We start from the raw sequence: 14,142 nt of genomic DNA on the forward strand, positions 1-14,142 counted from the left end.
TTCGTGGGAAAACCGGGGCTCAGCTGTGTTCGGTGGCGTTCGGCTGCCAGGCGCCGGTCACCAGGTAGCTGACCTTCTGGGCGACCGAGACACCGTGGTCGGCGAAACGCTCGAAGTAGCGGCTGGCCAGTGCCACATCCACCGTGGTGGCGGGCGACTCGGCCCACTCGGGTGCGGCGATGGCCTTGAACACGCTGAGGTGCAGGTCGTTGATGGCGGTGTTGGCCTTCATGATGTCCCGGGCCACCTCAAGGTCACGGGTCTCCAGGAGGACGGCCAGCTTGTCGGCAATGACCTGGTCCAGCTCCGCCATTTCCTTGAACGTCCCGGTCATCGAAGCGGGGATCACGGTGGACGGGAAGCGGAGGCGCGCCAGCTGCGCGATGTGCCGGGCGAGGTCGCCCATCCGCTCCAGGGAGGCGCTCATCCGGAGCGATCCCACGATCATCCGCAGGTCGCTGGCCACCGGGCCCTGGAGGGCGAGGATGTCGATGGCCCGTTCGTCGAGGCTGTTCTGCAGGAAGTCGATCCGCGCATCGGCGGCAATGACATCCTGGGCGAGGTCCACGTCCGCCACCTCGAATGATGTGGTGGCCTTGCTTATCGCTTCGCTGACCAGCCGGGAGATCTCCACCAACTGGTCACCGACCTGGGTGAGCTCTTCCTGAAAAACCTTACGCACGTCGGCGTCCTTTCCTTGGAACTCCCGCACGCCCGCACGAGGGCAGCAGGAATCGTGTCGCCATTCGGCAGTCCAACTGGATACTCTGCCAGCATCCGGTGAACGGTTGATCCCTTGCAGGTGAACGTTAGTTGAACCGTGGGCGCAGGGGGCCCGGACGCGCCGGAACGCCACCGGCAAGAGCATAAGGTGGACCTGTGGATCCAATGTTCATCGGCCTGATCGCAGGCCTCGTCGGCCTGGCGCTGGGCACGTTCGGTGTGCTCGCCTACCGGGTCAGCGAGAAGCAGCGCCAGCTGCTGGATATGGACGGAGACGAGCCGGGACTGCCGGACGGTGCCGCCGAGGTGCTGGCCGTCGTCGGACGCGCCTTTGTGGTGGTGGACGCTGTGGACGGTGTGGTCCGGGCGAGCCCTGCCGCATATGCCTACGGCCTGGTCCGCGGCCACACGGTGGTCCACAAGGAGCTGCTGGACATGACTGCGGGGGTGCGGCGCGATGGCGTGATCCTCGAGAAGAAGCTTGAGTTGCCGCGCGGGCCGCTGGGGCAGGGAACCATCATCGTCCAGGTACGGGCAGCCATGCTTGGCGAGGAATATATCCTCCTCCTTGCCGATGACCGCACGGAAATCACCCGGACCGAGGAAATCCGCAACGACTTTGTGGCCAACGTTTCCCATGAGCTGAAGACGCCAGTGGGCGCCATCTCCCTGCTCGCCGAGGCACTCGAATCATCGGCTGACGACGAAATGGCAGTCCGCCGCTTCGCCAAGCGCATGCACAAGGAGTCCGGCCGGCTGGCGGCGCTGGTGCAGGACATCATCGAACTCTCCCGCCTGCAGGGCGCCAGCGTGGTGCAGCAGGGCGGTCCCGTTGACGTGAACGCCGTGATCGCCGAGGCCGTGGACCGGTCCCAGCTTCCGGCCGAAAGCAAGAACATCACCATCGTGGTGGGTGGCCGCACCGAGGAGAAAGTCTTCGGTGACCAGGACCTCCTGGTCACCGCGCTGCGCAACCTGATCGATAACGCCATCCGGTACTCGCCGCCGAACACCCGTGTGGGCATTGGCGTCCGTTCCAAGGAAGGCCTGGTTTCCATTTCGGTGACGGACCAGGGCGAGGGCCTCAGCGCCGAGGACCAGGAACGGGTTTTTGAACGGTTCTACCGCGTGGACGCCGCCCGGTCCCGCCATACCGGCGGCACGGGCCTTGGCCTGAGCATCGTCAAGCACGTCGCCTCCAACCACGGTGGCGAGGTGACGCTGTGGTCCCAGCCCGGCCAGGGTTCCACCTTCACGCTCCGGCTTCCGGAGATGGAAGGACCCGAGGCAGGGCACGACGGCGACGCCGCCCTTCCGCCTGCAGCCGTCCCGGCAACGGGGCCGGCAGGACATTCAACCGGACAGTCTGCTGTCACCCCCATACCCCGCGCCGCCGGCGCTGAAGAACGAGGAGCTAGCGCTTGAGCAGGATTCTGATTGTGGAGGACGAGGAGTCGTTCAGCGATCCTTTGTCCTATTTGCTGGGCAAGGAAGGGTTTGAGGTGGAGGTCGTGGACAACGGCCTCGATGCCATCACGGAATTCGACCGCAATGGTGCCGACCTGGTGCTGCTGGACCTTCAGCTCCCCGGGCAGTCCGGTACCGAAGTCTGCAGGCAGCTGCGGCAGCGTTCAACCGTCCCGGTCATCATGCTGACGGCCAAGGATTCCGAGATCGACAAGGTGGTGGGCCTGGAGCTTGGCGCGGACGACTACGTCACCAAGCCGTACTCCTCACGGGAACTGGTTGCCCGCGTCCGGGCGGTGCTGCGCCGCCAGGGCGAGCCCGAGGAACTGATTTCCTCCACCGTCCAGGCCGGTCCGGTCCGGATGGACATTGAGCGCCATGTGGTGAGCGTGGACGGCGAACAGGTGCTGCTTCCGCTGAAGGAGTTCGAGCTCCTGGAGATGCTGCTGCGCAACTCCGGCCGGGTGCTGACGCGTGGGCAGCTGATCGACCGGGTCTGGGGCTCCGACTATGTGGGGGACACCAAGACCCTGGACGTCCACGTCAAGCGGCTGCGCGGGAAGATCGAACCCGATCCCTCTGCGCCACGCTTCCTGGTGACCGTGCGCGGCCTGGGCTACAAGTTCGAGCCGTGAGGTTCCTGGCCGCGACCGGGCGCGCATCGTCATTTTCGACGCGCTGCGGCACCAGCACACCCGGATAGGTGGCGCGCCGGGGGAGATGCGAATCGCCGGTAGCCGTGGCGGGCATACAAAAGGGAGGGACCGGACGGTCCCTCCCTTTGCGTTGATCTGCTGGACTGCTCCAGCCGCGTGCTAGTGGCCCGCGGCGCCCTCCGAAGCGGACGGAGACGGCGTGGCCGACGTGCTCGGCGACGGTGTGCTGCCGGACGGCAGGTATTCCTTGTACTCGGGCAGGGTGGTGTCCAGAACGGGCACGCGCACGGTGCTGTTCACGTTGGTGCCGTCTTCGCTGACCTGGATATCAACCAGTGAGCCGGCCTTGCCGCCGGTGGTGCTGAGGATGGCTTCGTCAGTGGTGTCGTTCAGCAGGGTGGACGAGTTCGCCTTGACGGCCACTTCGGTCTGCGATCCCTCGGCGCCCTTCATGGTCAGCTTCACGTCCTTGGACGAGGAGTTGTAAACGGCGCCGATGACGCGGCCCGGCTGGTCCTCACCCGCGGAGACGATGAGGATGTTCCGGAGCTTCAGCGGACCGAGGTCGGCACGGATGCCGTCCGAAGCGGAGTACTGATGGTTTGTCTGCTGGGGCGTGATGTAGCCGCAGCCCGCGGTCAGCAGGCCAACGCCTACAACGGCGGCCGTCAGTGCCATCTTGCCCCGCCGGGCCCGGTTCATCGCAGTGAAACGCACGTCACGTACTCCTCGAGAGTCTTGAAACATTATTCAGCCCATAGCCTATCCGCAAAGGGGCTCAAACGAGGATTCGAGAGCGTCACATCATCCTTGGCAGCGCATGCGCGATGCACTATTATCTGCGTTCGTCAAGGGGGTGGAGGGGGTCGATTGGGTCGATTTTCCGCGTATTTCTGCGGTTGAGGGCCCTTTCCGCGGCCGGTCATATGCCTGAATCGTGATAAACTGGTCTGCGGGAAAGGGGAAATGTCCACATGGTATTTGAGGTCGGCGAGACAGTAGTTTACCCTCACCACGGTGCTGCGAAGATTGAAGAAATCAAGATGCGCACCATCAAGGGCGAAGAGAAAATGTATCTCAAGCTCAAGGTGGCTCAGGGTGATCTGACCATTGAAGTTCCAGCAGAAAACGTTGACCTTGTTGGGGTCCGGGACGTAGTGGGCAAGGAAGGCCTGGAGCACGTGTTTGATGTGCTCCGTGCCGAGTTCACCGAAGAGCCCACCAACTGGTCACGCAGGTACAAGGCAAATCTGGAGAAGCTTGCTTCCGGTGACGTCATCAAGGTGGCAGAGGTCGTTCGCGATCTTTGGCGCCGGGATCACGACCGGGGCCTTTCCGCAGGCGAAAAGCGAATGCTGGCCAAGGCCCGGCAGATTCTGATCTCAGAACTGGCGCTGGCTGAAAAGACCGACGAGGAGAAGGCGGCAAGCGTTCTCGACGAGGTCCTGGCTTCCTAAGAATTGAACCCCGGCAGCACGACAGTGCAGCCGGGGTTTCTTTTTGCCCGAAAACACCGGCGGGGTGCTCCCGGCGACCGCGCCGGGACGCAGCAGGTGCGCTGGACGTAGGCTAGTCCGCATGAGCGAAACACCAACCCGCCCGGTCACCACGGTGATCCTGGTGGCTGCAGGTTCTGGACAGCGGCTTGGCTACGGCATGCCCAAAGCAGCCGTGCCCCTGGGCGGCGAGACCATCCTGATGCATGCCCTGAGGGGCATCGTCGCGTCCGGCGTGTCCAGCCAGGTTTGCGTGGTCCTTCCCGAGGGCGACGACGGCCTGCGCTCCCTCTGCGACGCTTTCCGGGAAGAGCTGGCCGACGGCGGCCCGCTCCTGACCGTGGTTGACGGCGGCCCCACCCGGGCGGACTCGGTCCGGCAGGGCATTGGTGCCTTGATGGACGGAATCGAAGCCGTTCTGGTGCACGATGCCGCCAGGGCGCTGACCCCCGAAGGCGTTTTCCACCGGGTGGTCGACGCCCTCGCGGCCGGGGCCGAAGCTGTCATCCCCGCCGTCCCTGTGGTGGACACCGTCAAGACCGTGACACCCACGCCTGCCGGGGACCACGCCGTCGCACCCGAAATGGTGGCCGGGACCGCAGCACGCGAAAACCTCCGCGCCGTTCAGACACCGCAGGGCTTCCGCGCGGAGACCCTGCGCCGTGCCCACGAAGCAGCACAGGAGCTGGAGCCGGCCGAGGCAGCCGCCGTCACTGACGATGCGATGCTCGTCGAGATGACCGGCACCAACGTCTACGTGGTGCGCGGTTCCACACAGTCCCTCAAGATCACCACGCCCCTGGACCTTATCTTCGCTGAAGGCCTCCTGGAAGGTCCCCTCGGAGCCCGGTGGGTGGAGGGGTGAGCGTGGAGGGCATGATCATTCCACGTACGGGAATTGGCGTGGACGTCCACGCTTTCGCTGCGGAGGGGGAGGCGCGCCAGCTCTGGGTGGGCGGGCTCCTCTGGCCGGGTGAGCGCGGCCTGGCCGGACATTCCGACGGCGACCCGGTAGCCCACGCGGCTGCCGATGCATTGTTCTCCGCTGCCGGCATCGGCGACCTGGGCACCCACTTCGGCACCGACCGGCCGGAGTTTGCCGGCGCGTCCGGGGTCACCCTGCTGGCCGAGGCTGCGCGGATTGTCCGGGCGGCCGGCTTTGAGATCGGCAACATCGCGGTGCAGTTCGTGGCCAACCGCCCCAAGTTCGGACCCCGCCGCGAGGAATCGCAGCAGGTCCTCTCGGATGCTGCCGGGGCCCCGGTCAGCGTCACCGCCACCACCAGCGACGGCCTCGGATTCACGGGCCGCGGCGAAGGGATCTCCGCGGTGGCCACCGCCTTGGTCTACCCGCGCCTTTCCGAATCAATTGGCTAATCCGCATCGGCTAATCTGGAGCGGTGACCCTGCGCTTCTATGACACTGCCTCCGCCGAAGTCCGGAACTTCGTCCCCCTCGTAGCCGGAAGGGCCAGCCTCTACTACTGCGGGGCGACCGTGCAGGGCATGCCCCACGTGGGCCACATCCGTTCTGCGATCGCGTTCGACCAGCTGACCCGCTGGCTGACCCACCGCGGGCTGCGGGTCACGGTGGTCCGCAACGTCACCGACATTGACGACAAGATCCTCGCCAAGTCAGAGGCATCGTTCGCCTCCGGTTTCCAGCCGGAACCGGGCGAAATTCCGGGCGAGGAATGGTGGGCGCTGGCCTACCGCTACGAACAGGAATTCCTCAAGGCCTACGACGCCCTGGGTGTCTCCCGCCCCACCTACGAACCCCGCGCCACCGGCCACATCCCGGAAATGCACGCCCTGATCCAGCAACTGATTGACCGCGGGCACGCCTACCCCGCGCTGGACGATTCCGGCGATGTGTACTTCGACGTGCGCTCCTGGAGCAAGTACGGCGCCCTGACGCGGCAGAACATCGATGACATGCAGGCGGCCGCCGACGCCGACCCCCGGGGTAAGCGGGACCCCCGCGACTTCGCGCTGTGGAAGGGTTCCAAGGAGGGCGAACCTGCCACCGCCAGCTGGGCGTCGCCGTGGGGTGCCGGCCGCCCCGGCTGGCACCTGGAGTGCTCGGCGATGGTCACCAAGTACCTTGGCACTGAATTCGACATCCACGGCGGCGGACTGGACCTGCGGTTCCCGCACCACGAGAACGAGATGGCGCAATCCCAGGCCGCCGGCCACCCCTTCGCCAACTTCTGGATGCACAACGGCATGGTCACCTACGAGGGCGAGAAAATGTCCAAGTCCATCGGCAACACCATCAGCCCCGCCGAAATGCTGGAACTCGCGTCGCCCCGCGTGGTGCGTTACTACCTCGGCCAGGCCCATTACCGGTCGATCCTGGACTACCGCCCAACCTCCCTGCAGGAGGCTGCCGCCGCCGTCGAACGAATCGATGGGTTCCTGGCGAAAGCCGTGGCGCGCTTCGGCACCGACTTCGGCTTCGTGGAAGGGGACTACGGCCCCTCGACGGGTGCGGTTGAGGCCTTCTACGCCGCCATGGACGACGACCTGAACGTCCCGCGCGCCTTGGCGGCACTGCATGAGACGGTGCGGGCGGGGAACACTGCCCTTGCCGACGGCGATGACGACTCCGCGCGCAAGGCGATGAACGCCGTCGTCATCATGACCGACGTCCTGGGTCTCAACGCCGTCGCCGGCTCGGAGAAAACCAGCACGAGGGAAGCCGAGGCACTGGCTGTCCTGGTGGAAGCGCAGCTGGCCGCCCGCGCCACGGCCCGCGCCGAAAAGGACTGGTCAGCATCCGATGCCATCCGCGACACCTTGAACGAGGCCGGCGTGGTGGTGGAGGACGGCGCGGACGGCCCCACCTGGAGCCTGAAACGGGACTGAGCGTCCGGACCGAAAAGCCCCGGAACCCGATTTTTCTTCGGTCAGTAGACTGGTAGCCGGACTCAGTCAACACAATCAAGGGTGGAACATCATGGCCAACAATGGTCGCCGATCGGTTAAAGCGAAGAAGGGCCCAACCATCGGGACCGGTGGCCATGGCCGCAAGGCCCTGGAAGGCAAGGGCCCCACGCCCAAGGCGGAGGACCGTCCTTACCACAAGGCGCACAAGGCCAAGCAGCTCTCAGAGCGCTCGGCCGCCAAGCGCAACCCCGGTGCCCGCAGCGCCGGTGCGGGCAAGTCAGGCCCCAAGGGCCGCGCCACTGAAGAAGTGGTCACCGGGCGCAACTCGGTGGTGGAAGCCCTCCGCGCCGGCATTCCCGCGAAGGCACTGCACGTCGCCATCCGTATCGAAATGGATGACCGGGTCAAGGAGTCCCTCAAACTGGCAGCCGAACGCGGCATCCCGCTGCTGGAAACCGGCAAGCCTGAACTGGACCGGATGACCGACGACGCCGTCCACCAGGGCCTCGTCCTGCAGATCCCGCCCTACGATTACGCCGATGCCTACGAGCTCGCCGAAGAAACCGTGGAGAAGTGGAAGAAGGGGCACATCAGCAACGCCCCGCTGTTCGTCGCCCTGGACGGCATCACCGATCCCCGCAACCTTGGCGCCATCATCCGTTCCGTCTCTGCCTTCAGCGGGCACGGCGTGATTGTTCCGGAGCGCCGCTCCGTTGGCGTCACCGCCTCGGCGTGGAAGACGAGCGCGGGCGCGGCGGTCCGCGTGCCGGTGGCCCGGGCCTCAAACCTGAACAGCGCCCTCAAGCAGTTCAAGAACATGGGCATCTTTGTCCTGGGCCTGGACGGCGACGGCGACGTGTCGCTGCCGGACCTGAGCCTCGCCACCGAACCGGTGTGCATCGTGGTGGGTTCCGAAGGCAAGGGCCTGAGCCGGCTGGTCCGCGAAAACTGCGACCAGATCGTCTCCATTCCCATCGACTCGGCCATGGAATCGCTCAACGCGTCAATGGCCGTGGGCATCACCCTGTACGAAGTCTCGCGCCAGCGCGCAGCCAAGTAGTCAGACTGGGGTCCTCCCGGACGGGTCCTCCCGTCGGGTTCTCCCGTCGGGTTCTCCCGTCGGGTTCTCCCGTCCGGGGGCCTGGCCCGGCGGGGGCCCGCCCGGGCGTCATGTGTGACGCTGGCGCTGGCCCATGGCCTCCGGCGGCTACTATTTAGCTAATGGTCATGCCGCTCTTCGACACCGCCTCCACCATGGACGCCTCTACGGCGGTTCCCCTCGGTGTCAGCGTCCCGCGCGCTGATTCAGGCGGCTCCGGCCCGGAGGACAGGGGCAGGGCCAACGTCGCCTGCTACGCCCCCGGTGTGCCCAGCCTGGAAATCGTGTACCAGCCCCCGGGCGGCGAATGGCGAGTCCAGCCGCTGCCGAACGTTACCCACGGAGTCCACCACGGTATCGTCGCGGACCTGCCCCCGGGCTCGCGCTATGGCTTCCGCCCCGCCGCCGGCGAACAGTCGCTGCCTGTGGCGGTACCGGCCAACGGCCTGGACCAGGACGGCAGCCGCCCGCTGCTTGACCCGTACGGCCGGGCAGTGGACCTGCGCGACGGCCTCCTCACCAGCGCACGCACGGCTGGCGACTTTGACTGGGGAACGGACAGCCGCCTCAGGCTGCCGTGGCGGAACACCATCATCTACGAAGCGCATGTCCGCGGGCAGACCATGCTCCACCCCGATGTCCCCGAAGAACTCCGCGGGACCTACGCGGGGATGGCGCACCCGGCGGTCCTTGAGCACCTCAAAGGACTGGGAATCACGTCCGTGCAGCTGCTGCCGGTCCACTTCCACCTGGACGAACCTCACCTGCAGGACCTCGGCCTGACAAATTACTGGGGCTACAACACTGCGGCTTTCTTCGCCCTGCATCCCGGCTATGCCACGAGTGCAGCCCAGGACGCCGGTCCGCAGGCGGTCCAGAACGAGTTCAAGGCCATGGTCAAGGCTTTCCACGAGGCAGGACTGGAAGTCATCCTCGATGTGGTCTACAACCACACCGCGGAGGGCGGCGCGGACGGGCAGACCATCAGCTTCCGCGGGCTGGGGGAGGACCGTTACTACCGGACAGACGGCCACGGGAAGTACCTGGACACCACCGGGTGCGGAAACAGCCTCAACTTTGCCGAGCCCCGCGTTGTGCAGCTGGTCCTCGACTCGCTGCGGTACTGGGTGGACGAATTCCACATTGACGGGTTCCGCTTCGACCTGGCTGTGACGTTGTGCCGGAACGGCGATAACGAATTCGACCCCCGGCACCCCTTCCTGGTGGCCGTTGCCGCCGATCCGGTCCTGTCCGACACCAAACTCATCGCCGAGCCGTGGGACGTAGGCTACGGCGGCTGGCAGACGGGCCGCTTCCCCATGGGCTGGGTTGACTGGAACGACCATTTCCGGGATTCCGTCCGGTCATTCTGGCTCGCCGACCGGGCAGCACTGGAGTCCGGGGGACAGGGCGGCTCGGTGGCAAAACTGGCCGACGCCCTGTCCGGCTCCGCCGCGCTCTTTGAAGCCTCCGGCCGGTCGCGCCTCGCGTCTGTCAACTACGTGACCGCCCACGACGGCTTTACGCTGAACGACCTTGTGTCCTACGACAGGAAGCACAACGAAGCCAACGGCGAACAAAACCGCGACGGGCACGGCGACAACCGAAGCTACAACCACGGCGTCGAGGGGCCCACCGAGGACGGCGAGATCCTGGCCAGGCGCGCCCAGTCGCGCCGCAACATGATGGCGTCGCTGATGATCTCCCTTGGCGTTCCCATGATTACCGCCGGAGACGAACTGGCACGCACCCAGCAGGGGAACAACAACGCCTACTGCCAGGACAACGCCCTCACCTGGGTGGACTGGACGCGCACCCCGGAATCACACGAGATGCTCCGCAGCACCAAGCGGTACATCCGGCTCCGCAAGGAGTTCCTGGCCGCGCAGCCGCACCACTTCCCGGTCCGGGACGAGCAGTCCTACCTGTACTGGTACGACCACAACGGCCAACCGATGTCCATGGAACGCTGGAACGATCCGCAGCACCGTGTGATGCAACTGCTCCTCGGCTCCGATGACGGCGAGCTGGCGGGCCTTGTGGTGGTGAACGGAACCGGTTCGGATATCACCATCACCCTTCCGCCGCTGGCCGCGGAAGGCACGGGTCCGCGGATGTTCGAACTGCGGCTCACCACCTCCCCGCTTCACGAGCAGCGGCAGGGTGGCCTGGTGGCTTCGGGTGAAAAGGACCTGGTGGAGGCCAACTCCATCAGTATCTACCGCAACGCCTAGCCCGGGAACACCGACCATGCGCAACCGCAACATCCTGCCCCTGCTGCTTGCCGCCCTGGTGGTTGTGGCAGTGCTGGTCTTCGGCGGCCAGGGCGTCCTGGGCCAGTTGACGGAGGGCACGACGACGGCGCCCGCCACCGGCGCGGCGGCCTCCGCGTCCGCGTCCCCGGCGCAGTCGCGCCCGGCCCAGGCGGCACCGGCGCCCGCGCAAAAGAACCCCTCCGGCCTGCCAGCCATCAGGGAGTCCCAGCTGCCGGCCGAAGGGCGCCGGATCCTGGCCCTGATCCGCGCGGGCGGACCGTACCGGTACAGCCAGGACGACCAGGCGTTTGGCAACTTTGAAGGCATCCTGCCCCGCCGGGACCGTGGCTACTACCGCGAATACACTGTGCCCACGCCGGGGGAGTCAGACCGCGGCGCCCGCAGGATAGTTGCCGGTGCTGACGGCGATAAGTACTACACCGGCGACCACTACGAATCGTTCTCGTTCATTACGGAAGGCAGTTAGCAGCACCATGAAGATCTACTCCGGCGACACCTGGACCCTTGAGGAACTGCAGGAGCAGGTGGCGGACGCGGGCCGCCGCAGCCTGGTCATCCCTCCGGCCGACAGCAAAAGGGCGGTCCTGGAAACCTTCGGCGAAGTCCTGAGCTTTCCGGAGCACTACGGGGTCAACCTCGATGCGCTGAACGATTCGCTGCATGATTTCGCGGACAGCATTTCGGACAACGGCAACTCCCCTGTCACCGTCCTCTGGCAGGTGGCGGCACCGTTCCGCTCCGACAGGTCGTTCGGGATCCTCTGCGAAATCCTTCAGGACGCAGAGAGCTACGCAGGCAAGGACCTGAGGGTCACCGCCGTCCTCCTGTAAACCAAGAACAGGAGGGAAGCCCGTCGGCTTCCCTCCTGCTATTGACGCTCAACCAGCCTCGCTGGCCTGAATGCTACGCGTTGACGATCAGCCCCAGTTCGGCCTTGGACGCAAGTCCTTCATGCCGCGGCAGGACACGGACGGTGTAGCCGAACGGCCCGGACCTGTCGATCACCAGGGAACCGCTGAAGAGGTGGCGGCCATTGCCCAGGTCCTCCTTCACCTGCAGCTCCATGATGGTGATGTCCGTCAGGGTGTCGCTTTCCTCAGCCCGGCCGTACGCAACCTCCACGCAGACGTCCTCGGGGGTCAGGCCGCTGAGGGCCACGTACGCGTTGACCTGGAGGGTGTCCCCGATCTGCGGATCCTCGGAGACGCCCACCGAGTCCACATGCTCCACATGCACCTGCGGCCAGGCCGAGCGCACCTTCGCCGTCCACGACGCCAGCGACCGTGCCTGGGCGTAGCCGGTGGCACTGGCGCTGCGGCCGGCCTCCGCCGCGGGACGGTACAGGATGTTGACGTAGTCGCGGAGCATTCGCTCTGCCGAAACCGCCGGCCCCAGGTGGGACAACGTGTGCTTGATCATGGACACCCAATGCGTGGGCACCCGCTCGGCCGCCGACGTCGACGGTCCCGCAGCGCCCGCGGCCGCCGACACCGTGCTGCCGTAGAACCTCGGCGCCACCTGGCTTTCAAGCAGCTCGTACAGCGCGGCAGCCTCGATATCGTCGCGCTCTTCGGGCGATGCGCCGTTGTTGGCCGTCGGAATGGCCCAGCCGTTCTCGCCGTCGTACATCTCATCCCACCAGCCGTCCAGCACGGACAGGTTCAGCGAGCCGTTCAGTGCGGCCTTCATGCCTGACGTGCCGCAGGCCTCAAGGGGCCGCAACGGGTTGTTCAGCCAGACGTCGCAGCCCGGGAACAGGGTCCTTGCCATGGCAATGTCATAGTTCGGCAGGAACGCGATCCGGTGGCGGACCTCGGGATCGTCCGTGAACCGGACCAGGTCCTGGATCATCTTCTTGCCGGCGTCATCGGCCGGGTGGGACTTGCCGGCGATGACCAGCTGGATGGGGTGCTCCTTATGGAGCAGCAACGCCTTCAGCCGTTCCGGTTCGCGCAGCATCAGCGTGAGCCGCTTGTAGGTGGGAACACGGCGGGCGAACCCGATGGTGAGTACGTCCGGGTCCAGGACGTGTTCGGTCCAGCCCAGTTCGGCGTCGGCGGCGCCACGCTTCTTCCACGCCGCGCGCAGGCGGCGGCGCACGTCGTCCACCAGCGCCGAACGCAGCTTACGCCGGAGCGCCCAAACGTCCGCGTCGCTGACGTTGTACGCCAGGTCCCAGCGGCCGTTGGCCTCCGCTTCGCTGCCGAACTGGTCCCGGGCCAGCTGGGAGATCCGGCTGTCCACCCAGGTGGGCACGTGCACGCCGTTGGTCACCGAGGTGATGGGCACCTCGGAGTGGTCGAAGCCGGGCCACAGTGCCGAGAACATCCCGCGGGACACCTCGCCGTGGAGCTTGGCCACACCATTGGCGCGCTGGGCCAGGCGCAGGCCCATCACAGCCATGTTGAAGACGGACGGGTTTCCGTCGGAGTAGTTCTCGCGCCCCAGTTCCAGGATGCGGTCCACCGGCACGTCGGGCGCCAGCCCGGCCTGGAAGAAGTGGCTGATCTGGGCAATCTCGAACCTGTCGATGCCTGCCGGTACGGGGGTGTGCGTGGTGAATACCGTGGAGGCACGCCCGGCCGTGAGGGCTTCATCGAACGTCAGTGCCTGCTCACCGGACATCAGCTCCTGGATACGTTCGATGCCCAGGAAGCCCGCGTGGCCTTCGTTGGTGTGGAACACTTCGGGAGCCGCCGTGCCGGTCAGCTTCTGGAACGCGCGCAACGCCTTCACGCCGCCCATGCCCAGCAGCAGTTCCTGCTGAAGCCGGTGGTCACCGCCGCCGCCGTAAAGACGGTCGGTGATGCTGCGGGCGGCGTCGTCATTTCCCGGAACGTTGGAGTCCAGGAGCAGGAGGGGGACGCGTCCGACGTCGGCCCGCCAGATGTGTGCCAGCAGGCGCCGGCCGTTGGGGAGCGGCAAGGAGACCTGGACCGGTTTGCCGTTGCCGTCCGGGGAGGGCTCGCGGAGCAGCGTGAGGGGCAGGCCGTCAGGGTCCAGTACGGGGTAGGTTTCCTGCTGCCAGGCGTCGCGGGAAAGGGACTGCTTGAAGTAGCCGGCCTGGTACAGCAGTCCCACGCCGATCAGCGGCACGCCCAGGTCCGAGGCCGCCTTGAGGTGGTCGCCGGCAAGGATGCCAAGGCCGCCGGAGTACTGCGGCAGGACTTCGGTGATGCCGAACTCAGGGGAAAAGTAGGCGATGGAGGCAGGAGCGGCCGGTCCCAGTCCCTGGTACCAGCGGGGCTCCTCGAGGTAGCGGTTGAGGTCCGCCTCGGCTGCCCGCACCTTCTCCACCACTTCCTGGTTGGTGGCCAGTTGCTGGAACTCCTCGCGGCTGACCATGCCCAGGAAACCCACCGGGTCCTGGCCGCTTTCCTGCCACAGTGCCGGGTTGAGGCCAGCGAAAAGTTCCCGAGTGGGGCGGTGCCAGGACCAGCGCAAATTGCTGGCCAACCGGGCCAGCGGCCGGATGGGTTCGGGGAGGACTGTACGGACCGTAAACCTGCGGATTGCCTTCACCTGCGTCACACTAAC

At 66.2% G+C, this 14,142-nt stretch carries 13 protein-coding genes; 10 read left to right on the forward strand and 3 right to left on the reverse strand.

Annotation, left to right across the window (positions count from 1 at the left end; all coding sequences use genetic code 11):
- Positions 1-19: 19 nt before the first annotated feature.
- On the reverse strand, positions 20-682 hold the full coding sequence (gene phoU / locus ACHL_RS04265) for a phosphate signaling complex protein PhoU (RefSeq protein ID WP_015936068.1): 663 nt from the start codon (positions 680-682) through the stop codon (positions 20-22).
- A gap of 206 nt (positions 683-888) precedes the next feature.
- On the opposite strand from phoU, the gene ACHL_RS04270 reads away from it, so the two are divergent.
- Positions 889-2,148 (forward strand): sensor histidine kinase, encoded by a 1,260-nt coding sequence (locus ACHL_RS04270; protein WP_043793766.1) that lies wholly within the window; start codon positions 889-891, stop codon positions 2,146-2,148.
- Positions 2,145-2,825, forward strand: coding sequence for a response regulator transcription factor (locus ACHL_RS04275; protein ID WP_015936070.1), 681 nt, complete (start codon positions 2,145-2,147; stop codon positions 2,823-2,825). The genes ACHL_RS04270 and ACHL_RS04275 overlap by 4 nt, the downstream gene beginning before the upstream one ends.
- Positions 2,826-3,005: 180 nt before the next feature.
- Here the strand turns inward: ACHL_RS04275 and ACHL_RS04280 are convergent, their stop codons facing one another.
- Positions 3,006-3,548, reverse strand: coding sequence for a hypothetical protein (locus ACHL_RS04280; RefSeq protein ID WP_043793768.1), 543 nt, complete (start codon positions 3,546-3,548; stop codon positions 3,006-3,008).
- Between the two features lie 272 nt (positions 3,549-3,820).
- On the opposite strand from ACHL_RS04280, the gene ACHL_RS04285 reads away from it, so the two are divergent.
- The 8 genes from ACHL_RS04285 (at position 3,821) to ACHL_RS04320 (ending at position 11,435) form a co-directional block, all read left to right on the forward strand.
- Entirely contained in the window at positions 3,821-4,303 is a 483-nt protein-coding gene (locus tag ACHL_RS04285; RefSeq protein WP_011690592.1) for a CarD family transcriptional regulator, read from the forward strand.
- Positions 4,304-4,424: 121 nt separating this feature from the next.
- Positions 4,425-5,207 (forward strand): 2-C-methyl-D-erythritol 4-phosphate cytidylyltransferase, encoded by a 783-nt coding sequence (ispD, locus tag ACHL_RS04290; RefSeq protein ID WP_015936072.1) that lies wholly within the window; start codon positions 4,425-4,427, stop codon positions 5,205-5,207.
- An 11-nt stretch (positions 5,208-5,218) separates the two neighbouring features.
- Entirely contained in the window at positions 5,219-5,719 is a 501-nt protein-coding gene (gene ispF, locus ACHL_RS04295) for a 2-C-methyl-D-erythritol 2,4-cyclodiphosphate synthase (RefSeq protein WP_015936073.1), read from the forward strand.
- Positions 5,720-5,742: 23 nt separating this feature from the next.
- Positions 5,743-7,209, forward strand: a complete 1,467-nt coding sequence (cysS, locus tag ACHL_RS04300) for a cysteine--tRNA ligase (RefSeq protein WP_015936074.1) — start codon at positions 5,743-5,745, stop codon at positions 7,207-7,209.
- Positions 7,210-7,300: 91 nt separating this feature from the next.
- Positions 7,301-8,290, forward strand: a complete 990-nt coding sequence (gene rlmB, locus ACHL_RS04305) for a 23S rRNA (guanosine(2251)-2'-O)-methyltransferase RlmB (protein WP_015936075.1) — start codon at positions 7,301-7,303, stop codon at positions 8,288-8,290.
- A gap of 161 nt (positions 8,291-8,451) precedes the next feature.
- Positions 8,452-10,563: a glycogen debranching protein GlgX gene (gene glgX, locus ACHL_RS04310; RefSeq protein ID WP_015936076.1), complete on the forward strand. Its 2,112-nt coding sequence runs from the start codon at positions 8,452-8,454 to the stop codon at positions 10,561-10,563.
- 16 nt (positions 10,564-10,579) lie between these two features.
- A complete protein-coding gene (locus tag ACHL_RS04315) occupies positions 10,580-11,071 on the forward strand; it encodes a ribonuclease domain-containing protein (protein ID WP_015936077.1) in 492 nt (163 codons plus the stop codon).
- Positions 11,072-11,078: 7 nt separating this feature from the next.
- On the forward strand, positions 11,079-11,435 hold the full coding sequence (locus ACHL_RS04320) for a barstar family protein (protein ID WP_015936078.1): 357 nt from the start codon (positions 11,079-11,081) through the stop codon (positions 11,433-11,435).
- Between the two features lie 73 nt (positions 11,436-11,508).
- Here ACHL_RS04320 and glgP read toward each other — a convergent pair whose 3' ends face one another.
- Positions 11,509-14,127 carry an alpha-glucan family phosphorylase gene (gene glgP, locus ACHL_RS04325; RefSeq protein ID WP_208858422.1) on the reverse strand — a complete coding sequence of 873 codons (2,619 nt, stop codon included), beginning with the start codon at positions 14,125-14,127 and terminating at the stop codon, positions 11,509-11,511.
- Positions 14,128-14,142: the final 15 nt, after the last annotated feature.

Origin of the sequence: Pseudarthrobacter chlorophenolicus A6 (genome assembly GCF_000022025.1) — a bacterium.
Classification (GTDB): Bacteria; Actinomycetota; Actinomycetes; order Actinomycetales; family Micrococcaceae; genus Arthrobacter; species Arthrobacter chlorophenolicus.

Coding starts and splice junctions, on each gene's coding strand:
- ACHL_RS04280 (WP_043793768.1), bottom strand. CDS start 3,548: ATGAACCGGGCCCGGCGGGGCAAGATGGCACTGACGGCCGCCGTTGTA.
- ACHL_RS04315 (WP_015936077.1), top strand. CDS start 10,580: ATGCGCAACCGCAACATCCTGCCCCTGCTGCTTGCCGCCCTGGTGGTT.
- ispF (WP_015936073.1), top strand. CDS start 5,219: ATGATCATTCCACGTACGGGAATTGGCGTGGACGTCCACGCTTTCGCT.
- ispD (WP_015936072.1), top strand. CDS start 4,425: ATGAGCGAAACACCAACCCGCCCGGTCACCACGGTGATCCTGGTGGCT.
- glgX (WP_015936076.1), top strand. CDS start 8,452: ATGGTCATGCCGCTCTTCGACACCGCCTCCACCATGGACGCCTCTACG.
- ACHL_RS04285 (WP_011690592.1), top strand. CDS start 3,821: ATGGTATTTGAGGTCGGCGAGACAGTAGTTTACCCTCACCACGGTGCT.
- ACHL_RS04270 (WP_043793766.1), top strand. CDS start 889: ATGTTCATCGGCCTGATCGCAGGCCTCGTCGGCCTGGCGCTGGGCACG.
- rlmB (WP_015936075.1), top strand. CDS start 7,301: ATGGCCAACAATGGTCGCCGATCGGTTAAAGCGAAGAAGGGCCCAACC.
- ACHL_RS04320 (WP_015936078.1), top strand. CDS start 11,079: ATGAAGATCTACTCCGGCGACACCTGGACCCTTGAGGAACTGCAGGAG.